At 46.4% G+C, this 25,484-nt stretch carries 27 protein-coding genes; 24 read left to right on the forward strand and 3 right to left on the reverse strand.

Annotation, left to right across the window (positions count from 1 at the left end; translation table 11 throughout):
- From AAB523_00370 to AAB523_00405, 8 genes are all read left to right on the forward strand, one after another.
- On the forward strand, positions 1-233 hold a 233-nt coding region (locus AAB523_00370), incomplete at its 5' end, for a hypothetical protein (protein MEK7555722.1).
- A 143-nt stretch (positions 234-376) separates the two neighbouring features.
- Positions 377-883 (forward strand): hypothetical protein, encoded by a 507-nt coding sequence (locus tag AAB523_00375; GenBank protein MEK7555723.1) that lies wholly within the window; start codon positions 377-379, stop codon positions 881-883.
- Positions 858-3,827, forward strand: a complete 2,970-nt coding sequence (locus tag AAB523_00380; GenBank protein ID MEK7555724.1) for a peptidoglycan-binding protein — start codon at positions 858-860, stop codon at positions 3,825-3,827. The genes AAB523_00375 and AAB523_00380 overlap by 26 nt, the downstream gene beginning before the upstream one ends.
- 57 nt (positions 3,828-3,884) lie before the next feature.
- Positions 3,885-4,493 (forward strand): hypothetical protein, encoded by a 609-nt coding sequence (locus AAB523_00385; protein MEK7555725.1) that lies wholly within the window; start codon positions 3,885-3,887, stop codon positions 4,491-4,493.
- Between the two features lie 282 nt (positions 4,494-4,775).
- Positions 4,776-5,630 (forward strand): SipW-dependent-type signal peptide-containing protein, encoded by an 855-nt coding sequence (locus AAB523_00390; GenBank protein ID MEK7555726.1) that lies wholly within the window; start codon positions 4,776-4,778, stop codon positions 5,628-5,630.
- 79 nt (positions 5,631-5,709) lie between these two features.
- Positions 5,710-7,092 (forward strand): SipW-dependent-type signal peptide-containing protein, encoded by a 1,383-nt coding sequence (locus AAB523_00395; GenBank protein MEK7555727.1) that lies wholly within the window; start codon positions 5,710-5,712, stop codon positions 7,090-7,092.
- A 148-nt stretch (positions 7,093-7,240) separates the two neighbouring features.
- Positions 7,241-7,768 carry a signal peptidase I gene (locus AAB523_00400; protein MEK7555728.1) on the forward strand — a complete coding sequence of 176 codons (528 nt, stop codon included), beginning with the start codon at positions 7,241-7,243 and terminating at the stop codon, positions 7,766-7,768.
- 17 nt (positions 7,769-7,785) lie between these two features.
- On the forward strand, positions 7,786-9,480 hold the full coding sequence (locus AAB523_00405) for a lamin tail domain-containing protein (GenBank protein ID MEK7555729.1): 1,695 nt from the start codon (positions 7,786-7,788) through the stop codon (positions 9,478-9,480).
- Positions 9,481-9,541: 61 nt separating this feature from the next.
- On the opposite strand, the gene AAB523_00410 is transcribed toward AAB523_00405, so the two are convergent.
- Positions 9,542-10,867, reverse strand: coding sequence for a S8 family peptidase (locus AAB523_00410; GenBank protein MEK7555730.1), 1,326 nt, complete (start codon positions 10,865-10,867; stop codon positions 9,542-9,544).
- Positions 10,868-11,208: 341 nt separating this feature from the next.
- On the opposite strand from AAB523_00410, the gene AAB523_00415 reads away from it, so the two are divergent.
- The 4 genes from AAB523_00415 to AAB523_00430 are packed head-to-tail and all read left to right on the forward strand — an operon-like array spanning position 11,209 to position 14,977.
- Positions 11,209-11,688, forward strand: a complete 480-nt coding sequence (locus AAB523_00415; GenBank protein MEK7555731.1) for a hypothetical protein — start codon at positions 11,209-11,211, stop codon at positions 11,686-11,688.
- A 31-nt stretch (positions 11,689-11,719) separates the two neighbouring features.
- On the forward strand, positions 11,720-12,976 hold the full coding sequence (locus tag AAB523_00420) for a glycoside hydrolase family 1 protein (protein ID MEK7555732.1): 1,257 nt from the start codon (positions 11,720-11,722) through the stop codon (positions 12,974-12,976).
- A gap of 1 nt (position 12,977) precedes the next feature.
- Complete coding sequence (locus tag AAB523_00425) at positions 12,978-13,946, forward strand: hypothetical protein (GenBank protein MEK7555733.1); 969 nt, start codon at positions 12,978-12,980, stop codon at positions 13,944-13,946.
- Positions 13,946-14,977: a cellulase family glycosylhydrolase gene (locus tag AAB523_00430; protein ID MEK7555734.1), complete on the forward strand. Its 1,032-nt coding sequence runs from the start codon at positions 13,946-13,948 to the stop codon at positions 14,975-14,977. Before AAB523_00425 ends, AAB523_00430 begins: the two co-directional genes overlap by 1 nt.
- A gap of 76 nt (positions 14,978-15,053) precedes the next feature.
- Here the strand turns inward: AAB523_00430 and AAB523_00435 are convergent, their stop codons facing one another.
- Positions 15,054-15,422 (reverse strand): hypothetical protein, encoded by a 369-nt coding sequence (locus tag AAB523_00435; GenBank protein ID MEK7555735.1) that lies wholly within the window; start codon positions 15,420-15,422, stop codon positions 15,054-15,056.
- Between the two features lie 200 nt (positions 15,423-15,622).
- Here AAB523_00435 and AAB523_00440 point away from each other — a divergent pair, with 200 nt between their 5' ends.
- The 10 genes from AAB523_00440 (at position 15,623) to ychF (ending at position 21,026) form a co-directional block, all read left to right on the forward strand.
- A complete protein-coding gene (locus tag AAB523_00440; GenBank protein MEK7555736.1) occupies positions 15,623-15,922 on the forward strand; it encodes a hypothetical protein in 300 nt (99 codons plus the stop codon).
- A gap of 145 nt (positions 15,923-16,067) precedes the next feature.
- A complete protein-coding gene (locus AAB523_00445; GenBank protein ID MEK7555737.1) occupies positions 16,068-16,349 on the forward strand; it encodes a hypothetical protein in 282 nt (93 codons plus the stop codon).
- Positions 16,350-16,361: 12 nt separating this feature from the next.
- Positions 16,362-16,865 (forward strand): hypothetical protein, encoded by a 504-nt coding sequence (locus AAB523_00450; GenBank protein ID MEK7555738.1) that lies wholly within the window; start codon positions 16,362-16,364, stop codon positions 16,863-16,865.
- Between the two features lie 2 nt (positions 16,866-16,867).
- Positions 16,868-17,323: a hypothetical protein gene (locus AAB523_00455; GenBank protein MEK7555739.1), complete on the forward strand. Its 456-nt coding sequence runs from the start codon at positions 16,868-16,870 to the stop codon at positions 17,321-17,323.
- Between the two features lie 10 nt (positions 17,324-17,333).
- Positions 17,334-17,657, forward strand: coding sequence for a hypothetical protein (locus AAB523_00460; protein MEK7555740.1), 324 nt, complete (start codon positions 17,334-17,336; stop codon positions 17,655-17,657).
- A gap of 25 nt (positions 17,658-17,682) precedes the next feature.
- Positions 17,683-18,261: an NAD(P)H-dependent oxidoreductase gene (locus tag AAB523_00465; protein ID MEK7555741.1), complete on the forward strand. Its 579-nt coding sequence runs from the start codon at positions 17,683-17,685 to the stop codon at positions 18,259-18,261.
- A 131-nt stretch (positions 18,262-18,392) separates the two neighbouring features.
- A complete protein-coding gene (locus AAB523_00470; GenBank protein MEK7555742.1) occupies positions 18,393-18,674 on the forward strand; it encodes a helix-turn-helix domain-containing protein in 282 nt (93 codons plus the stop codon).
- A 2-nt stretch (positions 18,675-18,676) separates the two neighbouring features.
- Positions 18,677-19,108 carry a type II toxin-antitoxin system death-on-curing family toxin gene (locus AAB523_00475; GenBank protein MEK7555743.1) on the forward strand — a complete coding sequence of 144 codons (432 nt, stop codon included), beginning with the start codon at positions 18,677-18,679 and terminating at the stop codon, positions 19,106-19,108.
- A gap of 26 nt (positions 19,109-19,134) precedes the next feature.
- Positions 19,135-19,842, forward strand: coding sequence for an alpha/beta fold hydrolase (locus tag AAB523_00480; GenBank protein MEK7555744.1), 708 nt, complete (start codon positions 19,135-19,137; stop codon positions 19,840-19,842).
- Between the two features lie 80 nt (positions 19,843-19,922).
- Complete coding sequence (gene ychF / locus AAB523_00485) at positions 19,923-21,026, forward strand: redox-regulated ATPase YchF (GenBank protein ID MEK7555745.1); 1,104 nt, start codon at positions 19,923-19,925, stop codon at positions 21,024-21,026.
- Between the two features lie 295 nt (positions 21,027-21,321).
- Here ychF and AAB523_00490 read toward each other — a convergent pair whose 3' ends face one another.
- On the reverse strand, positions 21,322-21,792 hold the full coding sequence (locus tag AAB523_00490) for a hypothetical protein (GenBank protein MEK7555746.1): 471 nt from the start codon (positions 21,790-21,792) through the stop codon (positions 21,322-21,324).
- Positions 21,793-21,931: 139 nt separating this feature from the next.
- Here AAB523_00490 and AAB523_00495 point away from each other — a divergent pair, with 139 nt between their 5' ends.
- Together AAB523_00495 and leuS are read left to right on the forward strand one after the other, a co-directional pair.
- On the forward strand, positions 21,932-22,912 hold the full coding sequence (locus AAB523_00495) for a DUF5671 domain-containing protein (protein MEK7555747.1): 981 nt from the start codon (positions 21,932-21,934) through the stop codon (positions 22,910-22,912).
- A 77-nt stretch (positions 22,913-22,989) separates the two neighbouring features.
- Entirely contained in the window at positions 22,990-25,401 is a 2,412-nt protein-coding gene (gene leuS / locus AAB523_00500) for a leucine--tRNA ligase (GenBank protein ID MEK7555748.1), read from the forward strand.
- Positions 25,402-25,484: the final 83 nt, after the last annotated feature.

A 25,484-nucleotide genomic window follows, 5' to 3' on the forward strand; every position in this document is an offset into this window, starting at 1 on the left:
TTGTAGCTATGGCGAACACCGGCGACAACTCTGCTGATGGAAGTTCCGGCGGCGAGGGAGGCAATGGCGGTGACATTGACAACAACGGTGACGATGTTGACGACAGTACAACCGGTTCCGGCGGAACAGGCGGTCAGGGAGGTCCTGGCGCGTTGATCCAAACGGGTCATGCAAACGCAAACGCAGGTGTGATCAACGTTATCAATCGCAACCTGACACGCATTCTGCGCTAACAAATACATAGGACGGTCCTGTGTGTTTAAAGAAGGTGTGGGAAAGGGCTCTTTCAAGAGTGTTTTCCCGCCTTCTACTAAGGTCTTGATTAAATTGCACTTGTGTTGTATAAGGAGCTCATTGAGATCTTAGAGAGGGAACTATGAACAAGGCACATAAAAAAGTGAACATAGTGTGCGGCGCGCTCGGGGTGCTCCTTCTCATGCCCATGTTCTCTGTTACGGCGGCTACGAACTCGATTACCAACACGGTTTCCAGTTCTGCTGGAAGCGGGGGCAACAGCGCAGAGGGGGGTGAAGTAGTGGAAGGAACAACGTCGGCTAACGTGTTCATTAAAACGGTCGTAGACGGTAAGGTCATGGAGTTCATCAACGAACACACCGATAACGCCGGGGAAGGAAAAGAGTTTAATACATTTTACAAAGACGAGACGGTGGAAGTAACCACAAAAGGGGAAGCCGGAGCAAATAATCCTAATCTTGAACCGGGAGGGGGTGCGCTCACGGGGGAAATAATTAACAATACGGAAGAGAATACACCGAATGAAGTAGTGGATGAATCGGTCGGAATATTCACGGAAACAAAATTTTCCTTCATCAAGTTTTTCTCACAAATGATGGCTTATGTATTCAATATATTCACAAAATAAAGTAACCAAATTGACGATGCGATTCGTCGGCTTCTTGGTGCTTATCCCTCTCTCGTTCGGCAGTTTGACCGGTGTCGCGTTCGCAGAAACTTTAGGAGACGACACTGCATCTTCCACACCTGCGTCACTGAACACAGAGGGTAGCGCTGGCGACAGCGGTACTCCGGCCGAAGAAGGCGCGTTTATTAAAACAGGCGACGCGGGTGCGGGAGCAAACGTAGGAAATACTGCAAATACGAACATAACTGATACAACGGGAAACGCCTCATCCACGCCGGAGATGACAGAAGGCGACACCGCGTCTTCCACGCCGGAGCTGTTGACCACAGAAGAAGAAGCGACGACCACCGCCTCAACAACCGTAACGAATACCAATGAAGCGACCACTACGAACACGGTAAGCGCGAGCGCCGCTACGGGTGACAATAGCGCGGAAGGAGGCGGAGACTCGGTGATAGATACAGGCGATGCGTTTGCCTACGCGAATATCATCAATGTGGTCAACACGAATATTTTAAATTCAAACGGTTTCCTATTCTTTCTCAATAGTTTGTTTGGCAACGGTACCCTTGATCTGAACGACTATTTCAGCTTCTTTGAAAACGGCGGGGGAGAAGGATCACCATGTACACTGGAATCCTGCGAAGGGGGAGGAGCGACACTGAATGTCAAAAATGACAACAATGCGACAATCACCAACACTGTTATCGTTCGGTCAACGACTGGCGGCAACAACGCGACCAGCACAAGTGGCTCTGCCAACATCTATACCGGTGACGCGTACGCCGCAGCGAATGTGTTCAATCTCGCGAACACGAATATCACGAACTCAAATTATCTTTTATTTGCGTTCAATAATTTCGGCGATTACGACGGTGATGTTCTGCTTCCCGGAGAGAATTTCTTTTCTCATCTTCTGGGCGCGAACGGCTCCTCGCCTTCCGGTGGTGATGTTACGGTACACAATACGAATGAAGCTACTGTTGAAAATAGCGTGAACGCGGAGGCAAATACGGGAGAAAACAGCGCGAACAACACCGGCACGAGCAGTGCATTTATACAAACCGGCAACGCGTACGCGGGCTCAAATGTAGCCAATGTCGTTAATACCAATCTCTTTGGCGGCAGTACGGTTATCATGATGTTCCGAATCTATGGAAATTGGTCGGGAAGCGTCTTTGGTACGCCACCGGGGATCTCGTGGGCCGAAACACCCTACGGCGTCCAATTATTCAACACACCGGAAGAGACAGACGGCGCGCCAGCGGAAAATTCCGACGGCACTCTAGGCGGGTCGCTTCATGTAGAAAACAACAATACGGCGCTTATAAAAAACAACGTGCAAGTGTACGCACTCACGGGAGAAAACAAAGCGTATACGGAAAACGGTCAGGCGGCAATACGGACAGGTAATGCGTACGCGGGAGCAAATGTCGCCAATGTTGTTAATACTAATATAGTTGGGAAGAACTTGATGTTCCTGTTCTTCAATATCTTTGGCAATTGGCGCGGTAACATTTCATTCGGACAACCGGATCTGTTGACCGTAGGGTCAGCACATTCGGAAGCAAGCTCCATCGGTCCCGGTTCGGATATTACCTATAACTTTACGGTTTCCAACTTGGGCAGCGCCCGCGCGACAAACGTGAAATTAAAGAACATCTTTGACGACACGTTCCTCTCCTTTGACGAGCATGACAGCGTGTTCCCCGAGGGTATCACCTGGAACATCGGGAATATTCCGGCCAACGGAAGTGTGAATGTGTCGTATATGGCGCATGTCGGCAGTGATATTCCCTACGGAGAAACACTGCTTCGCGCGAGCGTGACCGCCACTCTTAACGAAACTGACAGTGATCCGTCAAACAACACGGAAGTGATTGACGTCATGGCGCTGCGAAGCAATCCTTCTTCCGGAAACAACAACAGCGGCGGTACAGGCGTTTCTTATACCCCTGATCCGGTATTGAAAATTACAAAAACATCCAATGCAAGTTCAACGGTTGCTATTACCGCCTCAAGCACCGTTGACTACACAATCGTAGTCAACAACGAAGGCGGAATGGCATACCACGCAGTATTGGTTGATACGATTACCGACGAAGCCGAAAAAATCATCCATGAAGAATACTGGGAACTTGGCGAGATATTACCCAATGAGGAAATCACCGTCACTTATACGGTTGTCTTCAACGCAAGTACAACACCGGGAGTGTATAAAAATCATGCCCAGGTGCTTTCTATCGGCAGGCATCCTTCCGTTAATCCATTCTACGGCTATTTTGCAGATTCAGCCGTTGTGACGAGCGATGTAATAATTGTGGGCAACGAAGTGATATCTGCCCCGGAGTTAGCACCCGCACCTACCTGCGAGCCGTATCTGCGCGGATTTATCCGCACCGGCGCCAACAATGACCCGGCGGAAGTCACGAAACTCCAGCAATTCCTGAAAACGTATGAAGGGTTTACCGACCTTGCGGTAACGGGAACGTACAATAGCGCGACGCTCGCGGCGGTAAAAGCACTCCAGAGCAAGTACCGCGATGACATTTTGGGTCCATGGGGACTTGAACGCAACACGGGGTTTGTGTATTTCACTACGAAGAAAAAGATCAACGAACTCTATTGCGCCGGACAAGCAGAGTTTGCGCTTAGTCTGGAAGAACAGCTGGAAGTGAACGCGTTCAAGGCGCTCATCGGGAGATTGAAGACACAAGTGAACGAATTGCCGGAATTTACCCAAGTGGGCGTGGTGAATGCGGCAAACGAGGGAATTGCCGCCGTGGAAACACCGGAGAGCGGTACAGAAAATAACGGCAACAGTCTTGTCGCGGGAGCGATTGAGTCGCTCCGCGGAGATGCCAACAAGGCTCTCCGCTCGGTTACCGACGCGGTAAAGAACGGTGTTGGAAGAATGGTTTCGTGGCTTCTATTCAATTTCTAGCCACAAACAATAAAAAGGTCGGACTTATTAATTATAAGCATTAAAAGAAATAAAAATATGAAAAAATATATTATGAAAATTCCTACACTTATCCTTACTCTGGCGATCCTCATTACTCCGACATTTGTGTTTGCAGCACCAACAACATGCGCGGTCATTGGTGATGGCACTATTACTGATTCAGTCGGTAACCCAATAACAACCGGTTATGATGAATTCGGTTATAATTATCAAGCGCACATGTTCAACGGGACATACGACAGCTCAGATAGAAATATTGACGGAACATATTGGGGTTCAACCGGTGATTACGTTGACGATTCATTGATGATGAAGTGGAGCGATGCGTGGCTTAGCAATAAGGATTGCAATAATGACGGCAAGTTAGATCGCGGATTGGTAAATGGAGCGGTATCCGGAACAAGCATGGGATGGTTAACCAATCAAAATGAGGGCGATTATGATTCCGACGGAAACGGCTCGCAGGATGCTCACTACACTTATTTCACAAAGATAGTCTGGACGGGGCCCGGAAGCTCACTTTGGGGACAGTATACTACTATCCAAGAGGTTTATAACGATCCGGTAGGAGGGTTCAACGGCCTTCTCACTAAAATCGGAACTCCAGGATTTGGTCTTAACGATCAGTGGACAATGCTTCCGTAAACATACAAAGACGCCTTCATGAAGGCGTCTTTGTTTTCGTCAGTTAACCACAGCTTATCTACACTTTATCCACTTTTTTTGCAATAGAATTTGCTGAAAAATGCATAGCTCACAACATACTTTGTTTTTGTGAGGATGGATAACGCAAATAAGCGTGGTAGAGAGTGATATAGCTTCTGCGTCATATACTTGCGATACTTTGATTAACAAGAGTACGAGATGTGGTCTGACATCTCGGCACTAATTATTATTTATTAGTTTATTAATTATTTGTTAATTCGTATGAAAAAAATATTACTAAGTTTAAGTGCAATCGCTTTTGCGGGAGTTATTGTAGCGGGCGCCACTGGCGCATTCTTCCAGGATACGGAAACTTCAACGGGCAATACGTTTGCGGCTGGAGCAATTGATTTGAAAGTAGACAATGAGAGCTATTATAACTCTCAAGTTTCAACAAGTACTTCTTGGCAACTTACAGACTTGACCATTGAGAAATTTTTTAATTTCTCTGATGTAAAGCCGGGTGATGACGGAGAAGACACGATCAGTCTTCATGTCAATAACAATGATTCGTGGCTTTGCGCGGATGTAACTCTTACCAGCAACGACGACAACGGCATTACAGAGCCGGAAGGTGAAGATGGTGATGTTACTGATGGTCCCGGAAACGGAGAATTGGCAAATCACATTGAATTCATGTGGTGGGCTGATGATGGAGACAATGTATTTGAGTCGGATGAGGCAACTCTTCCTGGAACGGGAGGTACTCTTGGCGCTTTGAGTCTTAACGCGACAACGAGTGTGACATTAGCAGACGCAAGCTTCAATGTTTGGAGTGCTACGAGTAGCGACCCTGTTCCAGGAGATGGATCAACTCGCTATATCGCAAAAGCATGGTGTTTTGGTGATATTGGGCAAGCTGCGCTTCCTCAAAACAGTCCTACAGGTGACTGGAGCCCGGCGACGAACAACAATGGGGATGGAGTTATTGACGAACTTGATGGCGGATTCAGTTGCAGTGGCGCTTCAAGTCTCAACAATGTTACTCAAACCGACAGCTTGACTGCCAACATTGGTTTCTATGCCGTGCAAAGCAGAAACAATGCCGGTTTTCTTTGCAGTCAGAGAGATCTCTAGTAGGTTTATCAATTAATACGTCAAATCTAAGTTTCGAGTTTGAGGGGAATTTCTTGATATTTAGGAGCGGCATAAACCTATGAAAAAAATTCTGTTAAGTCTTGGAATGATGCTCGCGGTGATCGCGGTAGTTACCGTGGGTACCGGCGCGTTTCTTTCGGATACCGAAGTTTCTGCCGACAATACGTTCACGGCGGGAGAAATTGACCTGAAGGTAGATAACGAAAGTTACTACAACGGGGCGGTTTCAACTTCGACGACATGGCTTGCTTCGGATCTCGTCAACGGCCTGCTCTTCTTCAATTTCACCGACCTTAAGCCGGATGATGAAGGAGAGGACACCATTTCGCTTCACGCAGGCACGAATGACGCGTACGCATGTATGGACATCTCGCTTACTTCGGATGACGACCGCTCTTCAAACGAACCCGAACTTGGGGCCGGCGACGTAGCGGAGGATATCAACGATACATGGGACGGCGAGCTTGCCGACAATCTCCAAATGTTCTGGTGGGCCGATGATGGTGATAACGTCTTTGAAGACGACGAGAATTCCATTTCCGGCGGCGTTAAAACACTTACGGAACTCGCGACAACCTCAACCTTCTCTGTTGCCCTTGCCGATTCATTAAACAACATCTGGACGAACGCGCCCGGACCAATTCCCGGAAATGAGACGCGCTACATTGGAAAAGCATGGTGCTTTGGAACATTAACTCTTGACCCGGTAGCAGCCGGACAGGGGGTTGATCCGACCGTAAACCCGGGTGTTGACTGCGATGGAACGACGCTTAATAACCTGACACAGACCGATGGAGCAACGCTTGATATTGCTTTCAGAGCAATTCAGGCCAGGAATAATCCTAATTTCCTCTGCAGTGGGCAGGAAACCCGCACGGCCGAGCTCACCGTCGTTAAGATAATTACAAACGATAACGGCGGAAACAACGTTATTGCCGATTTCCAGCTTCAAGTTGTGGGGACGGTGGTAACCAATGTGACGAGTGGCGCAACGACAACGTTTGCGGCGGATAATTACATAATCACGGAGACAGGTATCTCTGGTTATGTCGCTTCGTTTAGCGGCGATTGTGATGCTTCAGGTCAAATCACCCTTAATCCGGGCGATGCCAAAACCTGCACGATCACGAACAACGACCTTCCGGGAAATATTACTCTTATTAAGAGCGTAATTAACAATAACGGCGGAATCAAACAACCGGTTCAGTTTCCACTCCTTGTTGACGGTAGCTTGGTGCAGAACAACACAGCAACTTCAACCCTCGCGAATATAGCTCATACCATTAATGAAACACAGCAATCAGGATACACATTTATCTCAATGTTAGGCGTGTCTAACTATGGGCAATCATGTCCGGCAGTGCTTGGAGGTTCAATCACTCTTGCTGAAGGCGAAGCCATTACCTGCACCATCACGAACGACGATAATCCGCCTCTGTAAATTTCGCCGCGGATATAATGCCTCTCGCCCAACTCCACATTCTTATGAGTGGGGTTCTAGATTGAGGCATGAATAGTCGCACCACACGGGCACTTCTTGTTTTCTAAGTCGCTTCGCGCCTAAGAAAACAATGTCGCGCTCTTCATATATGGTAACAAAAATTGTATCGTACCTATTCGGAGCAATGGTGGTGATTATCACGGCACTTTTAATCGCTTCAGTCTTTCCTATCGCGGGCAACTTCAAGATACTCATTGTTCAATCCGGTTCTATGGAGCCGGCGATCAATACCGGAGGCATTGTCGTGGTGAAGCCCGTGTCTCAATATAGTGTGGGAGACGTGATCACTTTCGGTCCCGTATCAAAAACGAAAGCGCCCACCACCCACCGTATCGTTGATATACGATTTCAAAACGGAAATCCCGTGTATGTGACGAAGGGCGACGCGAACGAGGATACAGACACGCAAGAGGTATTGGCGAGACATGTGATCGGAAAAGTGCTTTTTGATATTCCCTTTTTGGGATATGTACTCGCGGCGGCGAAAACGCCCATCGGATTCGTGGTTTTGATCGTCATCCCCGCGGGACTCGTCGCGATTGACGAAGTGTACAAAATATATAGAGAGGTAAGAAGGATGAGGGGTAAAGCAAGAGAAAACGGGAAGAGGGCATAAACAGTAAATATATTTGTATGGCACGACATATATTACAACTGAAAAAAATCAAAGAAACTCACGCTCATACTCTTAATTTGCGTGGTGCAATGCCTATTTCCGCGCGGGGAAAAAGAAGGAAGATCATTGATATCAAGATTCTGCCTGTTCTCAAAAAACCGACTCTGACGACAGCGCGACCATCCGTTGCCCCATCGTACGCACGAATAATTGCGGTGTTCCTTATCGTTGTGGGGAGTGGAATGGCGCTTGGAACCGTGGGAAAGACTGTCTCCGTGTTCAACGACCTTGAAAGATCGTCGGCAAATTTGTTTGCGAGCGGTGTCATTGACTTTTCACTTACGCTCACGCCATGGAGCAATTCCGTATGGCTTAATATGGAGCAGGGTACATCAAGCGCATACGATGTGGGCGTCTCGGCGCTTGCGGGAAGCAATCCGTTCCAGTATTACGCGTCAAGCACGAATTTTGGCGGCGATCCGGATTTTTGCGGCGCGCTTTCAACAAGAGCGATAGTTGGCAGTGAAGAACCATACAACGGCTTACTGCGCGACATGCTTACGGCGACAACGACGACTCTTGGAGCCTGGAATTTTGAATTTTCCACCGGTCAAAATTTTGCGAACCGGATATGCCGCTTTGACACCGACTTTAACGGCTGGCAGACGAGGCATAACCTGCCAAATTATGAAGAGGGTGGGTTTAAGGACACGGAAAAAATAACGCGGAGCATTTATTCCGCGGGATTGCGTATCAATAAGGTATATTTTGAAAAAGAGGGCGAAGAAGACGGAGGCATCCACACGGGGGACGCTTCTTCAACAGTGACCGTCATAAATATCATCAATCAAAACGAAACGGATATTAACACCTGCGCGTGCGGAGATCCGCTTCATGATACGTACGGAGATGACAACGAAGCGCATTGCGATCAAGAGGGAGGAGACACTATTGTCGTGAACGACAATAGTGTGATAGTCACGAATAATGCGACCGCAACAGCAAATACCGGCGGAAATAACGCAGAGGGCGGCGGCACGTTCCATGCGGATCACGAATGGGTTGAACTTTACAACCAAACGGATGAGGAGGTTAACATATCCGGTTGGACGATATGCGACAACGCGTCATGTGATGAACTTCTCGCTGACGCCCCCATTCCTCCTCATGGATTCGCGATCATTGCAGGCTCTGCGGAGGCATGGGACACGCACGACATCCCTCCAGGGGTGGTAACAATCGTTGTTTCTGATGGGGTCATTGGTGACGGACTCGGTAACGGCGCGGACATGCTCGTGCTTAAACGTCCGGACGGTGAGATTATTGACCAGATGAATTGGGGTGCGCCTGATGGGAGTTGGACGAATTATAATGCCGATATATGGAATCCCGGAGTCGTGCCGCCCGGCGCGGGTGGCACGCTCGGGCGCGTACCGGATGGCTACGACACGAATAATCCAAGTGATTTTTCCTCACTTCTTACTGTTTATCGGGAAGCCCCACCTTTAAATTTAAATGATGGAGAAGAAGGTTCTCTAGACGCGACAGAGGACGCCGAGATACAAGAGGAAACTTCGCAAAACACCGAGAACGAGGGAGAGCCAGAACCGGCACGCGCGCCGCGCGATGCGAGAGATTCCGAACGGTCGCAAAGAGGCGCACAACGTGAAGAAGATGTGACTAATGAAGAGAATATTGAAATTAGTTCTTAGAAAACAAAAACCCCCGCGCGGGGGTTTTTGTTTAACCGGTCTAACTAGGAATAGGGTTCAGTTATGGCCTCCAGTCGAGCGCCGCCGCAGCATTCACCAAGCCGTTTCCATACGTGTTGTCTTTTCCGGGAGCGCCTAGGTCTTGGGCGGTTGTTTCAATTGCCGCTCTTACATCGGCAGGTGTGGTGGCATAGCCGTTTGCAATGAGCAGTGCGGCGACTCCCGCCACATGAGGGCTTGCCATGGATGTTCCGTTATAGAAATAGTATCCCCAATTATTTGTTTGTCTGCTGAATGTTTGCTGTAAGACGCCGTCTCCGTAGCCGTCGCCATTTTGATCAACCGAGAGATCGCCGCCTGGAGCAACGATGTCAATACTTGCGCCGTAGTTTGAGTATGGCGCCAGGGTTTCATCATAGCGAGTCGCTCCAACTGAAATGACATACGCGTCATATCCGGCAGGGTAGGAGGGGGTGTCATTCCCGCTGTTGCCTGCCGCGGCGACGATGGTCACCCCTTTTCCATAGGCGTAAGCGAGCGCCTCTTCAAGGTAGGAAGCTTTTGCGGAACCGCCAAGCGACATGTTGATGACTTTCGCGCCATTATCGGCCGCGAAACGCACACCGAGGGCTATGTCTGCGTAGGTGCCGCTTCCATTTTTATTGAGTACCTTGATCGGCATAATGCGCGCTTTGTGGGCAACACCCGCTACGCCGACGCCATTGTTGGTACTTTGTGCGATAGTGCCCGTCACATGCGTTCCGTGGCCTTCGTCGTCATTAGGATGAGTGTCTTTGTTCACAAAGTCGTAACCGGGAGCAAAGAGCGTGACAGCGAGGTCGGGGGCGCGATAATATTTATTCCGGCGATTCTTCTCGGTATAATTTTCATACGCCACTCCGGTGTCAATGACCGCAACGGTAACACCTGAACCTGTTGAAGTATTCCAGGCCTCTTCTGCTTCAATGCCTCCGTACACAGGGTTATCCAAGTGCCATTGATATTTATAGAACGGGTCGTTTGGCACCATGAATGAGTGTGCGATATAATTCGGTTCGGCATAGAGAACATCCGAGTTTGATCGGTATTTGCCCAATGCTGTTTCAAGTGTTTCTCCTGGTGAAAGACGTATCCTCTGGAAACGGGATTCGTTTTTGAATTTTACGATAACCTCGTCTTCTGCGCGGAGCGCTCCCTCGCGCGCGTTCATGTTCCTTAATTCCAAACGCGAACTTCTTTCGCGAGAAACGACGCCGTTCTCAAGCCGCTCTTGCATGACCGTGAAATCCACTGTGATGCCGGGAGTTGCGTATACCGCTTGAGAATATACGAATCCGAGCGACAACATAAGAGCAAAGAAAAGAATGTATTTTTTCATATTTTTCATGGTTTTTTGAGATATTAAAACGAGTAAACAACGACATTGTTTTCTTAGATGCGAAGCAACTTAGAAAACAAGAAGTGCGCGTGTGGTGCGACCTTTTTGAGAACTTGCATATTTCAAGCTTAGCACCACCGTTTCAGGTGTCAATAGGTATATTTGATATGCCGGAGCAGCGTTTTTTACGGAGGGCGGCAAAGCGTTTTGTTTACCGAGCACCACTTTTACTAACTTCTTCGTTAGGTATCTACAGAAACAATAATATGCCATGCGCAAAAAACCTCCTGTTTCAAGGGTAAAAGTGGTGCTCGGTTTACCTGTGGTGCTGTGTGCGGTACAATAGACTCATGTTAAACGAGAAGATCATATTTTTGTTTCTACTGCTTATCCTTGTCCTCGCCGGCATAGCCGGCGCTATTTTAAATAGCGTGGAAATGCAAAAGGAAAAAATCAGGAAAAATAATACCGCGGATCTCATAAACACATTTGAAGAATGCGCCGCGGCGGGGTTTCCTGTCATGGAGTCTTATCCGCGCCAATGCAGAACATCGGAAGGAAAGCATTTCACTGAAGAGATTGAGGCGCCTCTCAAAGAAACACCTACCGCAGATGTCGGATCTAAGAGCGGCTGTGTGCCTGCCGGATGCAGTGGTCAGTTGTGTCTTGAAGAGGAACAAGCGGGCAACATCATGACCACGTGCGAATACAAACCCGAGTATGCCTGCTATCGGAGTGCGGTGTGTGAGAGGCAAAAGAGCGGTGCGTGCGGTTGGAGAGAAACAGAGGAGTTGCGAATATGCAGAACGGAAGCCCTAAGAGAACAGTAGGACAAAAGTTTTTATGGTATAATTTTTAATAATGGAAAAAAAGGCATTACAATTTCCGAAAGGATTTCTCTGGGGCGCGGCAACTTCCGCGCACCAAGTGGAAGGAGGGAACACCAATGATTGGTCGGAATGGGAGAAGGAACACGCGGAGCGTTTTGCAGAGGAGGCGAAAAAACACTGGGAGCCATGGCAACAGGAGCGATTTCCCGAGATGTTTGACCCGGCGAACTATATTTCAGGGAAAGCGGCGGATCACTACAATCGGTACGAGGAAGATTTTGATATCGCGAAGTCGCTTGGGCACAATGCTCATCGGTTTTCCATTGAATGGTCGCGTATTGAACCGGAAGAGGGAAAGTTTGATACAAAAGAAATTGAACATTACCGGCAGGTGATCCAAGCGCTCAAAAAGCGTGGCTTGGAGCCGTTCGTAACGATCTGGCACTGGCCTCTGCCACTATGGCTTGCGGAGAAAGGAGGATGGGAAGCACCCGGGGCGACCATGTATTTTGAGCGTTATGCGGCAAAGCTCGCGTCTCTCTTCAAAGACGATGTGCGTTTTTGGATCACCATCAATGAGTCGCAAATATACGCGCTCCATGGATATACCACAGGGGAATGGCCTCCGGGAAAAAAAAATGTATTTCTCTATTTCTGGGTCATCCACAAAATTATCGGCGCGCACAAAAAAGCATATCAAGCGATTAAGGCAATAGCGCCCTTGGCGCAGGTGGGAGTCGCGACTCATAATATTTATTTTGAAGCGCACCAAAATACGTTTATCAATAGAATGTTGAAAAAGGCGGTTGACTGGTGGTGGAATGATTATTTTTTAAACAAAATTTCGCGCTATCAAGATTTCGTCGGTCTCAATAATTATCTTCACAACCGAATAGACTACGGCTTCAACAAGAACGAAAACATGAAGCTTTCTGATATGGGATGGGAGCTGTATCCGGAAGCGCTCTATTATACTTTGATGGGGCTCAAAAAATATCATGTGCCCGTGTATGTCATGGAAAGCGGATTGGCGGATGCGGATGATTCCCGTCGAGAATGGTTCATCAAGGCGCTCGTTGAACAAGTGTATCGCGCCAATAAAAGTGGTGTGGACGTAAGAGGATTTTTATACTGGTCGCTTCTGGATAATTTTGAATGGGATAAGGGATTTTGGCCCAGGTTTGGATTGGTGGAAATTGATTACCAGACGCTGGAACGCAAGATTCGCCCAAGCGTCCGAGCCTACGCGGAGATTTGCAGATCAAATTCTCTTATCCAAAAAGAATAATATGATCAGTTGGGTATATATTGCCATTGTCGCGTACTTTCTCACGGCTCTCAATTCCGTTGTTGATAAGTATTTGTTGGGACGATCCATTCCGCATCCCGTGGTGTACGCATTTTATGTTGGCGTGTTCAGCATCTTTACGATAATCCTTACGCCATTCGGCTTCATGTGGCCCGGATGGGTGCAATTCGGCGCGGCGCTTTTTGTCGGTATCGTGTTTCTTTTGGCTCTTATTTCGTTCTTTGCCGCTCTGAAGGCGGATGAAGCGTCGCGTATGGTTTCCATTGTTGGCGGCGTTACGCCAATTTTTATTCTTATTTTGTCCGCGGTCGTATTTGGGGATAGTCTCAGGGGAAATGAGTATTACGCGCTCGCTCTTCTCGTCTTAGGGACAGTGGTTATTTCCGCACGCCGCAACCGCACGTGCAGTATTTTTCAACTGAACAAACACGAATGCGCGCGCAGTACGGAACTCGCGATTCTCGCGGCGCTCTTTTTCGCGCTCTTTTTTATTTCCGCGCGATTTGTCTTTGATAATCAAGAATTCATTTCCGGATTTATATGGACACGCATCGGAAGTTTCCTCGCCGCATTTCTGTTGCTCTTGATACCAAGCAACAGAAAACTTATTTTTAATACAACAAAAAAAGTGGGCGCAAAAATGGGCGGATTGTTTGTCGCAAACAAGACGCTGGCCGGATTTGCATTTTTGATGCTTAATTACGCGATTGCCATCGGAAACGTTACGCTAGTGAACGCTCTTGAGGGGGTGAAGTATATATTTCTCTTGGTGCTTGTGTTTATTATCTCAAGATTCCGCCCTTCCATACTGCAAGAAGAGACAACCTTTTTGATTTTACTGCAAAAGACCACCGCCATCACCCTTATTTTCTTGGGAATACTATTATTGTCCGGACTATCATTGACTGATCTATGGGGGACGTTATCACCCGTTAACTATTATCAATAATGCGTTTTAAACGACTCACAATCATTTCGGTGCTCGTGCTCATACTTGTTGTCGCCGTACTAGCATTTTCGTTGAAAAGGCCCGCGAGCGCGACCGGCGTAGAACGTTGGGGTGTAACGTTTTCTCATCAATTTGGGCAATATCTGGAGATTGATTGGCGTAAAGCATATATTGCCATACTCGATGAATTGAAACCGCCGATGATACGCTTGCCGTTTTACTGGAATGATATTGAGAAAAACGAAGAGGAATTTAATTTTGAAATATATGATTTTCTTGTTGATGAAGCGGAAAAACGAGGAGTGGAGCTTACGCTTGTCGTAGGCATGCGGGTGCCGCGGTGGCCGGAATGCCATATTCCGCTTTGGGCAAAAAGCTTGCCGCTCGCAGAGCAAAAAGAAGAAGTCAAAGACGTGATTGTTGCTGTTGTTGAAAGGTATAAGCAGAGGAAGAGCGTTGTTATGTGGCAGGTGGAGAACGAGCCGTTCCTGCCGTTTTTCGGGGACTGTCCCGCACCGGATGGCGATCAACTTGATGAAGAAATTAAAATTGTGCGTTTTCTTGATCCGGAACGCCCTATTTTAGTGACTGACAGCGGGGAGCTTTCTACGTGGGTTCCTGCCGCTAAAAGGGGAGATGTATTTGGAACGACCATGTATCGCATCGTGTGGAGCGATCTGTTCAGTCCATACCTTGGGTTCATTGATTATCATTTGCCCCCAAAATTTTTCTGGCTGAAGGCGAACATTGTTCATTTGTTTTTCGGTAACAACAAGCGGATTATCAACGTGGAATTACAGGCAGAGCCGTGGAATCCGGAATTTTATCAAGGCGTTTCAAAAAGTCTTGACGGAAACTCGCCATCAATGAATCTTCCGCAGTTTCTTGACAACATAGAGTATGCGCGCGAAGTGGGATTTCCCGATGTCTATTTATGGGGTGTTGAATGGTGGTATATAATGAAAGAAGAATTTGACGATCCTCGCTTTTGGGAAGCGGCAAAGGACGTCATCGCGACCTCTTCGCGTTAGCGTTAACAAAGACTGCAGGGTAACCCTTGGCAAAACAAAAAGCCGAGCGAGAAGCTCGGCTTTCACAATATATGTATCACAAAGAGGGAGGAACTGACGCGCGTTGAAAGAATTTTTCCAGAATTTTTTGCACACATCCTCTGTTGTAACGCCCCCATTCCCATAAGGTGTTGTACTGACGATGGGTCCAAAATTCTTCTCGTTGTACATAAAAGAGCTTTGTTTTGGTTACAATCCGATAGTTCATCGTACCGTCAGAAGATCTGCGTGTGTCGATCACCCGGAGCCATTTGCCGATCAGGTGGCAAACACAATTATGTGCAGGCGAGTGGATGGCACAAACACATCTTTTTATAAAGACTGACTGATCGACTATTGATGGGGTATCTTCCGGGTTGGTTGATACCAATCGCAACACAATATGATGTTTTTGCGCCTGGAGCATGGTAATCTCCCTGTGTGTTTCCTAAATAAAATGATACCTATGGATATGCCGTCTGTCAATATTCACCCGACCAACACTTGACATTAATATAAAGATAGTGTATTATGCATGCATCGACCTTCTCTGGGCCGATTTCATCTTTTGCCATGCGGCCAAAAGTGAATGTTCCTTCAACCAAAACTACACGGAGATTCATAACGATGAACAATCCTAATGGTAACGTACAAAAGGTTGTTGTTATGCAGGGGTCAAGTAAGAATGTCATGGTGGCATTTCTGCTCTCCTTTTTCTTCGGTCCCCTGGGTATGTTTTACTCAACGGTGTCGGGTGCCCTCATCATGCTGGTAATTTCCATCGTGGTCGGCATCTTTACACTCGGTTTCGGACTGTTCATTACTTGGCCGATCTGCATCATCTGGGCATGTGTCGCGGCAGGTAATCATAACAAAAAAGAATCGGCGGCATTTGCCAAACCGTGTGGTGGTGAGATTCCATTGTGAAAGTAATCGTTAGCCGGTAAGTGAACGCGGAAGTCAAAACCGAAGACGGTCCTTCAAAAGGACCGTCTTTTTTTTGCTCACTTTTGTTGCCAAGTGCTACCCTTAACAACATGAGCTTGGAGCTTTAGCGGCACCGAAAGGTGCTATGCCATTTTTCACTACGGGGCTTGCCTTGCGGTTTAATGCCCTTTATAATATTGGGAATATGCTGAAGAAATTTTTAATGAAAAAAATGATGAAGTCCCAGCTTAAAAATGTGCCGGAAGACCAGCAGGAGAAGATACTGAAAGCAGTCGAAGAGAACCCCGATCTGTTTCAAAGCATCGGTCTGGAGATACAGGCAAAGATGAAGGAAGGGAAGGACCAGATGTCCGCGACGATGGAGGTTATACACAACCACCAAGAGGAACTGCGCAACATAATGTGATAGCATTTAATCATGGAGTGGCACACTTTTTTAATAGTTGTTCACCTCATTGGCGCCGCTCTTGGTGTCGGCGGGGCGACATTTGCGGAAATTTTTCTTCTCAAAGCGGTGCGAGACGGGGAAATTGATCCCGTTGAAAGCAGTTTCATGCAAGTAACTTACCGCGTCGTGCGGGTGGGGCTCTTCCTTTTGATACTTTCCGGTTTCGGATTTCTTATTTTGTATCGTTTCACCGGTCTGGAAGAACGCTTGTATAGTCCGCTTTTGTGGTCGAAACTGAGTATTGTGGTAGTGATCCTTATTAACGCCATCCTTTTGCAAGCACGGCATATTCCGCTTTGGCTCGGCAGCGCGCTTTCTTTTGCCTCATGGTACGCGGCAATGCTCATTCTCCCCCTACGTTCAGCAATCATGCCGATTTCATATCTTGAGATAATGGGGTGGTACGTCGTTTCTGTCGCGGTCGTCGCCGTTGCCTTGAGCATTATCAGAAGATCTCTGGGTATTAAATTTTAAATATGAGCACATTTCTTGGATACATGCTTGTCGCGCACATCATTTTAGGCCTCATCGGTATCGGGGCGTTCTACGCTGTGTGGATGGGGCTTTTAAAAAAAGTTCCGAAACTTGCCTTTTTGTTCTGGGCATCCCTGCTTGGCTTTCTTTCTTTCATCGCTTCGTGGCTCACGGGCGGATATTATTACGTGGAGTATTATGGAGGAGCGGTGAAGCCCATTATCAAGGCGGGTGAATATCCGTGGGCGCACCTTGTGGTGATGGAAGCAAAAGAACATATCTTCTTGTTTTTGCCGATCCTTGCGACGCTTGTTTTCCTCTCGTTGGCACTTTTGAAAGAGACCGCACTTCTCAATCAAGGGATCAGAAAAGCGCTTGCGTACGTTGTAGGATTCATTGTTATCGCGGGTATCGCCATTACGCTTGGGGGAATGCTGATATCAGGCGCAGTGAGATAATCTAATACATATGGACAAAAAATTAAAAATCGTCAATTCATTTATCGCCGGAGCTATTGTTGCGAGCGCATTTATTGCCGGGGCAACGATCGGCGGGGAATTATATAAACCGTTTAAAGATTGGCTCGCAGGGACGTTTTACCATCATTGGGTTGGGAAAGGCGTCTTGTCGGTTCTAATCTTCTTGGCAGTCGCTTTTGTGCACGGATTTATCGTAAAACATCCGACCGAAGAGCGCGTGCACAAGTCTCTCCTGGTACTCTTTGGCGTCCTCGTACTTTCTTCACTTTCTATCTTGCTCTTTTTCCTGTATGAGTTTAAGATAAGTCATTAACTAGAATAAGTAACAGAAGAAAGGTATGGAAAAAAAGAAGGTGTTGGTATTTTTAGGACAAGAGGACAGCGAGACACTTTCGGGTTTCCTTGCGGACAGCTATGAACAGGGCGCGAAGGATGCAGGTCACGAAGTCAAAAGAATAAATATTGGTGATCTCAAATTTGATCCACTATTACACAAAGGATACAAAGAGATCCAGGAGCTTGAGCCTGACCTCATACGCGTACAAGAAGAGATGAAGTGGGCTGATCACGTTGCTCTTTTTTATCCCAATTGGTGGGGTACCATGCCTGCGATACTCAAAGGCATGTTTGATCGGATGTTTCTTCCGGGCTTTGCTTTCAAGTTCCACAAGAATTCGTGGGGGTGGGATAGGCTCCTGAAAGGCAGAAGCGCGCGTGTCTTTATCACCATGAACAGAAATCCATTTTTGATGTGGATTCTTTATGGAGACAACAGCAATGAGATTGAGAGAAATATTTTGAAATTTGCCGGTTTCTCGGTGCGACTCACAGAGATCGGTCCTGTGAAAAATATGAGCGACAAGAAACGGGATGCCCTCAAGAAAAAGACATACGAGTTCGGTAAAAAAGCACAATAACAAAGACACTCTATGTAAATAGAGCCCCCCGTGCCGGGATTTGCTCTTTTGTGGTGTATGTTGTTAACCCTCTTGACTTATCAGTTAACAATTGTTAACCTTATTATTTACTTAGGTTAACAAGCAAATTCATGGAAAATACAGGTAAAAAAGCAATATATATCTCTGTTGCAGAGCTTGCGGAAATGCTAGGTATTAGTCGTGTTGCTGTTTTTAAGAAAATCAAAAAAGGCCAAATTCCCGCTGAAAAGATTGGTCGTTCTTATGCTATTTCCATGGAACACGTTAGTGAATTGGTTAGTGATGTAAGTTCTCCTGTTTTAACTGATGAAAAAAAAGAGGAGATAAAAAAGGCAGTAGAAAAAGTTGTGAAAGAGTACGGAGAAACACTACGCCTTCTCGGTAAAGAATGAATATGAAATTTAAAAGACTTACAATCATTGATATTGAGTATGTTGCTCATAGTTTGGCAAAAGAAACAATGACATGGTCAGAACCAATTCCTGATTTTAGCACGCGATACACGAACTCATTAGAAAGATGTATTGAAACTCCATTTCAATCTTTTGGCGGTAAACAATTATACCCCGGACTTTTGAAGAAAGCTTCCATCCTTTTTTATCTCATGGTAAAAAATCACCCATTTCAGAATGGCAATAAACGTATCGCCATGACAACATTATTTTATTTTTTATTTCAAAATAAAAAGTGGCTTAAAGTAGATAACCAAGAATTGTATAATTTTGCCCGCTGGGTTGCGGAAAGTAATGCCAAACTCAAAGACGATACAGTTAGTGCTATTGAGACCTTTTTATCATCTTATCTTGTAGACCTTAAAAATAAGTAAAATATTATGTCGTCTTTTTAACAAAAATGGAAGATCGTATCAAATGCGGGTCAAAAACACTCAATATACATATAGTGAATTCTGGTCAATTTAAACTGTGTATATTATTTCTTTCAGGCGGTGTCACTAAGTTAGGCAAAGAGCGTTACTACGAATGGCAGGAGAACTTAAAGTCTCTCGGCATTAGCTCTGTGAGTTTTGATTACTCAGGAGTGAATGGTTCTGGTGATTTGCTTAAAAGAAGTTCCCTTGAGTCAAGGGTTGAGGAAGGAGCTTTCGTGGCAGATTGGATGAAAAATCATATCTGCGCTGAACACTACATACTCTACGGAGTAAGTATGGGTGGTTACATAGCTCTTGGTTTGACTGCAAAGAGACCAGGCATATTTAAAAAGTTGATTCTCCACGCACCAGCCGCTTACCCTTTGAAAGCTCATGGTATACCCTTTGGAGAACAGTTTACGGAAGAAATAAAAAGGGGAAGCAACCGGGAAGACTCACTCTCATTTGACTGGTTGAGGGAATATGATAAACCAACTTTGCTTATAGAATCAGAGAATGACGAAGTGATACCGGAGCAAATTATTGAAAGGTATAGAACGATCAAGGGAGAAGACAAGGATTTTAAAACCCTTTCATTAAAAGATGCCCCCCATGATCTGTGGGGAAATGCATCCGAAAGTATCCAATTCAGAAACGAAATATACAATATGTTACTAAGTTTTATTAAGTAGGTTTATGATTATTGACAGGATAACAATTAAGTACATCCCACCTCTGGCGGGATCTGCTCTTTTATAGTATATTTTGCCTCATGTCGCTTTCTATTGGAATTGTAGGATTACCGAATGTCGGGAAATCAACCCTCTTCAACGCGCTTACCCAAAAAGCGGTTCCCGCGGAGAATTATCCGTTTTGCACCATTGATCCGTCGGTCGGTGTTGTCGCTGTGCCGGATGAGCGATTGGCTAAACTTTCGGAATTTTCAAAGTCGGCGAAAACAATCCCCGCGGCGATTGAGTTTGTGGATATCGCTGGGCTTGTGAAAGGGGCCGCGGAAGGCGAAGGACTTGGCAACCAATTCCTTTCAAACATCAGAGAAGTGGACGCGATCGCCGAAGTGGTGCGTATCTTTGAAGATTCCAATGTGACGCACGTGGAGGGAGAAATAGACCCGTCTCGTGACATAGAGATCATCAATCTTGAGCTTATTCTCGCCGATATGCAAACACTCGGGAAGCGTCTTGGTAATATTGAACGAGACGTAAAGCGCGGCGATAAAGCGGCTGCTCTGGAGAAAGAGGTGCTCAAAAAAGTTGAAAAAACGCTGGAGGAAGGGAAGCTTGCCAATTCGGTTTCTTTGGGGGAAAAAGAGAAGGAGGCTATTCAGAGTATGCATCTTCTCACCATGAAACCGATCCTTTATATTTTGAACAAAAAGTCCGGAGGAAAAAATTTGGATGAGACGAATGATGAACGATATCAAAAACTTTTAGCGCTTTTTAAGGAAATTGGCGCTCAGTACGTGGTGGTTGATGCCGGCATTGAACATGAGCTCTCGGGTATTGAAGGAGAAGATCGCGCGGTGTTCAGAAAAGAACTTGGCGCAGAGGAAGGCAGTGACGGCATTGATATGCTCATACGCGGAAGCTATGAGTTGCTCGGACTGATCACCTATTTTACGACCGGGGAAGATGAGACGAGAGGCTGGACCATCAAAAAAGACTCCGCGGCGCCAGTGGCGGGTATGGCGATACACACCGATTTTCGCGATAAATTTATCCGCGCCGAAGTGATCAATTGGCAAGATCTTCTTTCTGCCGGGTCAATGGGGAAAGCCCGCGAGCAAGGACTACTTCGCACCGAAGGAAAAGAATACGTAGTGAAAGACGGAGACGTGGTGGAATTCAAGATCTAGCACCATTGAACCCCCATTGGACGTCCGACGTCCAATGGGGTGTGTGCAAAGAAAAATCCCCGTGTCTTCACACGGGGATTTGGATAAAGCAGGAGCGTAATTATCGATAGTTGTACATTTCCCTCATCGGATCTTCGTTACGTGTCCGCCACTTTTTGCAAGACACAGTTTGGCAAAAAACCTTCCATCCCAAACGAAAACGATACTTCATGGCCGCCTTCTCCTTTTTAGTGTTATCTTCGCTATAGAGAACTACCACTTAAAGCATACATCATTATGTAATGTATGTCAATCATTACTTGAGCGTGGCGGTGAGAAAGTTGTAATCTACTAATACACGTTCAATGACTTGTTTTTCACCGTCCTTTGTGTCGTACGTTGTTCGGTAGACCTCGCGATAAGCCACATCCACCGTCTTGCCCTTGTGGTTCTTAAGTTTTTCGTAGGTTTCCTTCCGGGTGATGATGAATTGACCGTGCTGGCACTTAAAAACAATTGCGAATTTTTCGGGCACCGTTACGCTACTGATCTGAAGACCGCCACCGAGTACGATACCAAAGTTACCGCCGAAGTCCATACCTATCGGCCCCGGCCCAGTCTTAATGAGAGTGAGACCGAGTTCGGCGTTGTGTCGAGATGGAGTGTAGACCGTCTCGATGATCACCGCATCTTCGTGTAAAGTGTCCGAAAATTCTCGCTTGATCTCCTTACAACCGGTCGAGAGGAGAACAATTCCACAGACAAAAACCGCCACAAAGTTTCTCATTCGCCCAACCTCCTTTCAAGGAATGATAATTAATCTAATTATAGAATGACAAATATAAATGGATTTGTCAATAGTCACCCTTGAATCTTCTTTAGGGAGTTATATACTGTAACCATTAACTATAAGTACCTCTTTATCTATGGAACCAGCAATTACGCAAAAACCTAGAACGACACCGAAGGACTTCTTTCTTCATTTGGGCGCGATTGTGGCGCTGTATATAAGCATCATAAGCGTTCTTACGCTCCTGTTTGAGATTATTAACCAGCTCTATCCTCAGCCGTTTGGATACACGGACCCTTACGCGAGCGGCGTCTCCTTGGCGATGTCGATGCTTATCGTCGCGTTCCCGCTATACGTTCTTTTTATGCGTGTCATTTCCGGTGTAGAGAGATCTTCCCCTGAAAAACGCGAGCTTTCGGTGCGCAAGTGGCTTATCTATCTCACGCTTTTTCTCGCGGGAGTAGTTATCGCAGTTGATCTTATCGTGCTTCTACAAAAATTCTTCGCGGGGGAAGAAATCACCATTGCGTTTGCTCTGAAAGTCCTTTCTATCGTTGTTGTCCTTGTGGCGGTATTCGGCTACTATCTCTACGACATTAAACACGATCAAGGCGAGGGAGCGAAAATACGAAGACTCTCCGCATATGGCGCCGGTGCTTTCGCTATTCTTGCGATTGCAATCGGATTTTTAGTGATGGGGTCGCCTTACACACAGAGAGAAAAGCGCTTTGACGCGGATCGCGTGACTGACCTTCAAAGCATTCAATATCAAGTTGTTTATTATTGGCAAAGCAAAGAAAAATTGCCGGTAACACTTGACGATCTCAAGGATCCGATAAGCGGCTTTGTCCTTCCTATGGATCCGGCAACTGACGCTTCCTACGAATACGTGCTGACAGGGGAACTCTCATTCCAATTGTGCGCAACATTCACCAGAGAAACACCGACAGGCGTAAGCTTACAAGAATACACTACCCCGCAGGCGTATCCGTATAAAAACGGGCTCAATGAAAATTGGCAACATGGAGTGGGGAGAGTATGTTTTGACCGTACTATTGATCCGGAGCTGTATCCTCCGCGGAGCGTGACGGAAAAAAATATTCCGGCGAGCAGGTGATTTTGCGAGAAAACTGCTTTCCACGGGACAAACAAAAAGCCCTTTAACGAGGGCTTTTTGTTTGTTATAGTAAAGAGATGAAGTCTTACGACCACAAAAAGATAGAAAAAAAATGGCAAAAGAAATGGGAGGAGGGCGGTTTATATCACGCCGGTGAAGATTCTCGTAAACCGAAACAATACGTGCTGGGCATGTTTCCCTATCCTTCGGGAGATGGTTTGCATGTAGGGCACGTTCTAGGATATACGGCGACGGACATATATAGCCGATATAAAAGGATGGGGGGTTTTGATGTGTTGCAACCAATGGGGTGGGATGCATTCGGATTGCCTGCGGAAAACTATGCTATTAAAACCGGTACCCATCCGCGCGAAACGACCGATACGGCGATTAACAACTTTCGCAAGCAAATAAAATCACTCGGTCTTTCATATGATTGGACGCGAGAAATAGGAACGCACACGCCGGAATATTATAAATGGACACAGTGGTTTTTCCTGCTTTTATATAAAAATAACCTCGCATACAAAGCACGAGCGCACGTGAATTGGTGTGATTCGTGCAAAACGGTTCTGGCAAACGAACAGGTAGAGAACGGTCTGTGCGAGCGTTGTAAAAATCAAGTGATCCAAAAAGATCTGGAGCAGTGGTTTTTTAAGATCACCGATTTCACGGAAGATTTGATAAACGGTCTTGATACGGTGAATTGGCCGCAATCAACGATAATCAATCAGAGAAATTGGATAGGGAAGTCGGAAGGATCGGAGATCGGATTCAAAATTAAAGATACGAAGCATACGATACAAGTATTCACTACGCGCGCTGACACGCTTTTTGGCGCAACATACCTCGTGCTTGCGCCGGAGCACGAGGAAATAACACATTTCAAAGAACAAATCACAAATTGGGAAGAAGTGGAAAAATATATTGAGGATGTGAAGAAAAAAACCGAGCTTGAGCGCATGGCGGAGGGGAAAGACCTGCCTACCGGCAAGGCGGGGAAAACGGGAGTTCCCTTAAAAGGAATCAAAGCGATCAATCCGGCGAATAGCGAGGAAGTCCCTATTTTTATCGCCGACTACGTACTGGCGCACTATGGCACTGGGGCGATCATGGCCGTGCCTGCGCACGATGAGCGCGATTTTGAATTCGCGAAAAAATTTAACATTACCGTTAAAGAAGTAATTCAAGGTGGTGACCTAAGTAAGGGGGCGTATATGGGGAGCGGAACTCTGATTAATTCGGGGACGTTCAACGGAGTGGGCAGTGTTGATGCAAAAAAGGCAATCACGGAATTTGTGGGCGGGAAAATGAAAACGACATACAAACTTCGCGACTGGCTCATTTCACGACAAAGGTATTGGGGAGCACCTATTCCTGTCGTCTATGACCCACAGGGTACACCGCATGGAATTCCCGAGGAACACCTGCCGTGGCAGTTGCCTACAGATGTGGAATTTAAACCGACGGGCGTATCGCCACTCTCGCAATCCAAAGAACTCAAAGACCGCACGGAAAAAATATTCGGAAAAGGATGGACACCCGAAGTGGACACCTTAGACACGTTCGTATGTTCCAGCTGGTATTATTTCCGCTTCGCCGACCCGCACAACAGTAATGCTTTTGCTTCAAAGGAAGCGCTGAAACGCTTTCTTCCTGTTGATATGTACGTAGGCGGTGCCGAGCACACGGTACTTCACTTGCTCTATGCGCGTTTTTTTACAAAAGTACTTCATAAACTCGGATATATATCATTCACAGAACCTTTCGCAACCCTCCGACACCAAGGAATGATACTTGCCACTGATGGAAGAAAAATGAGTAAAAGTTTTGGCAATGTGGTAAATCCGGATGACGTCGTAGAAACTTTCGGCGCGGATTCAGTCCGTATGTATGAAATGTTTATGGGATCGCTTGAAGATGCAAAACCGTGGAAAACGGATAACATTATCGGCATAAGAAGATTTTTGGAGAAAGTGTGGAGATTGCAGTTAAAAGTGCAAGAGGAAGCGTCAAAAACAGAAGATAGTACGGTAGAAGCGACACTGCACAAAACGATAAAAAAAGTGTCAGACGACATTGAAACATTCGGGTTCAACACGGCGATCTCGCAGATGATGATTTGTGTAAATACTTTTGAAAAACAGGGAACGATCGATAGGGAAAATTTCAAAATCTTACTGAAGCTCCTCGCCCCTTTCGCGCCACACATTACGGAGGAATTATGGGAAATGCTCGAGCATACCGGATCAATTCATTTGGAAGAATGGCCAACATACGACAAGAAGAAGATAAGAGACGAAACGTTTGTTATTGCCGTTCAAATAAACGGGAAAGTGCGCGACACATTTGAGATATCCGCTGACCTGGACGAAGAGCAGGTAAAAGTACGCGCGACTTCTCTTGAAAGTGTCCGCAAATGGACCGAAGGCAAAGAGATCAAGAAATTTATCTATGTAAAAAATAAATTAGTGAGCATTGTGGTCTGAAAAAGAGGCGGATCGGGTGCCAAGACTTGACCGAGCACCACCTTTACTCTTGAAACAAATAATGTAATTATTATTTCTGCAGA

It is taken from the genome of Patescibacteria group bacterium (assembly GCA_038063375.1).
Taxonomy (GTDB): Bacteria; Patescibacteriota; Minisyncoccia; order Phycocordibacterales; family JANLHH01; genus JANLHH01.

Coding starts and splice junctions, on each gene's coding strand:
- AAB523_00375 (MEK7555723.1), top strand. CDS start 377: ATGAACAAGGCACATAAAAAAGTGAACATAGTGTGCGGCGCGCTCGGG.
- AAB523_00380 (MEK7555724.1), top strand. CDS start 858: ATGTATTCAATATATTCACAAAATAAAGTAACCAAATTGACGATGCGA.
- AAB523_00385 (MEK7555725.1), top strand. CDS start 3,885: ATGAAAAAATATATTATGAAAATTCCTACACTTATCCTTACTCTGGCG.
- AAB523_00390 (MEK7555726.1), top strand. CDS start 4,776: ATGAAAAAAATATTACTAAGTTTAAGTGCAATCGCTTTTGCGGGAGTT.
- AAB523_00395 (MEK7555727.1), top strand. CDS start 5,710: ATGAAAAAAATTCTGTTAAGTCTTGGAATGATGCTCGCGGTGATCGCG.
- AAB523_00400 (MEK7555728.1), top strand. CDS start 7,241: ATGGTAACAAAAATTGTATCGTACCTATTCGGAGCAATGGTGGTGATT.
- AAB523_00405 (MEK7555729.1), top strand. CDS start 7,786: ATGGCACGACATATATTACAACTGAAAAAAATCAAAGAAACTCACGCT.
- AAB523_00410 (MEK7555730.1), bottom strand. CDS start 10,867: ATGAAAAATATGAAAAAATACATTCTTTTCTTTGCTCTTATGTTGTCG.
- AAB523_00415 (MEK7555731.1), top strand. CDS start 11,209: ATGTTAAACGAGAAGATCATATTTTTGTTTCTACTGCTTATCCTTGTC.
- AAB523_00420 (MEK7555732.1), top strand. CDS start 11,720: ATGGAAAAAAAGGCATTACAATTTCCGAAAGGATTTCTCTGGGGCGCG.
- AAB523_00425 (MEK7555733.1), top strand. CDS start 12,978: ATGATCAGTTGGGTATATATTGCCATTGTCGCGTACTTTCTCACGGCT.
- AAB523_00430 (MEK7555734.1), top strand. CDS start 13,946: ATGCGTTTTAAACGACTCACAATCATTTCGGTGCTCGTGCTCATACTT.
- AAB523_00435 (MEK7555735.1), bottom strand. CDS start 15,422: ATGCTCCAGGCGCAAAAACATCATATTGTGTTGCGATTGGTATCAACC.
- AAB523_00440 (MEK7555736.1), top strand. CDS start 15,623: ATGAACAATCCTAATGGTAACGTACAAAAGGTTGTTGTTATGCAGGGG.
- AAB523_00445 (MEK7555737.1), top strand. CDS start 16,068: ATGCCATTTTTCACTACGGGGCTTGCCTTGCGGTTTAATGCCCTTTAT.
- AAB523_00450 (MEK7555738.1), top strand. CDS start 16,362: ATGGAGTGGCACACTTTTTTAATAGTTGTTCACCTCATTGGCGCCGCT.
- AAB523_00455 (MEK7555739.1), top strand. CDS start 16,868: ATGAGCACATTTCTTGGATACATGCTTGTCGCGCACATCATTTTAGGC.
- AAB523_00460 (MEK7555740.1), top strand. CDS start 17,334: ATGGACAAAAAATTAAAAATCGTCAATTCATTTATCGCCGGAGCTATT.
- AAB523_00465 (MEK7555741.1), top strand. CDS start 17,683: ATGGAAAAAAAGAAGGTGTTGGTATTTTTAGGACAAGAGGACAGCGAG.
- AAB523_00470 (MEK7555742.1), top strand. CDS start 18,393: ATGGAAAATACAGGTAAAAAAGCAATATATATCTCTGTTGCAGAGCTT.
- AAB523_00475 (MEK7555743.1), top strand. CDS start 18,677: ATGAAATTTAAAAGACTTACAATCATTGATATTGAGTATGTTGCTCAT.
- AAB523_00480 (MEK7555744.1), top strand. CDS start 19,135: ATGGAAGATCGTATCAAATGCGGGTCAAAAACACTCAATATACATATA.
- ychF (MEK7555745.1), top strand. CDS start 19,923: ATGTCGCTTTCTATTGGAATTGTAGGATTACCGAATGTCGGGAAATCA.
- AAB523_00490 (MEK7555746.1), bottom strand. CDS start 21,792: ATGAGAAACTTTGTGGCGGTTTTTGTCTGTGGAATTGTTCTCCTCTCG.
- AAB523_00495 (MEK7555747.1), top strand. CDS start 21,932: ATGGAACCAGCAATTACGCAAAAACCTAGAACGACACCGAAGGACTTC.
- leuS (MEK7555748.1), top strand. CDS start 22,990: ATGAAGTCTTACGACCACAAAAAGATAGAAAAAAAATGGCAAAAGAAA.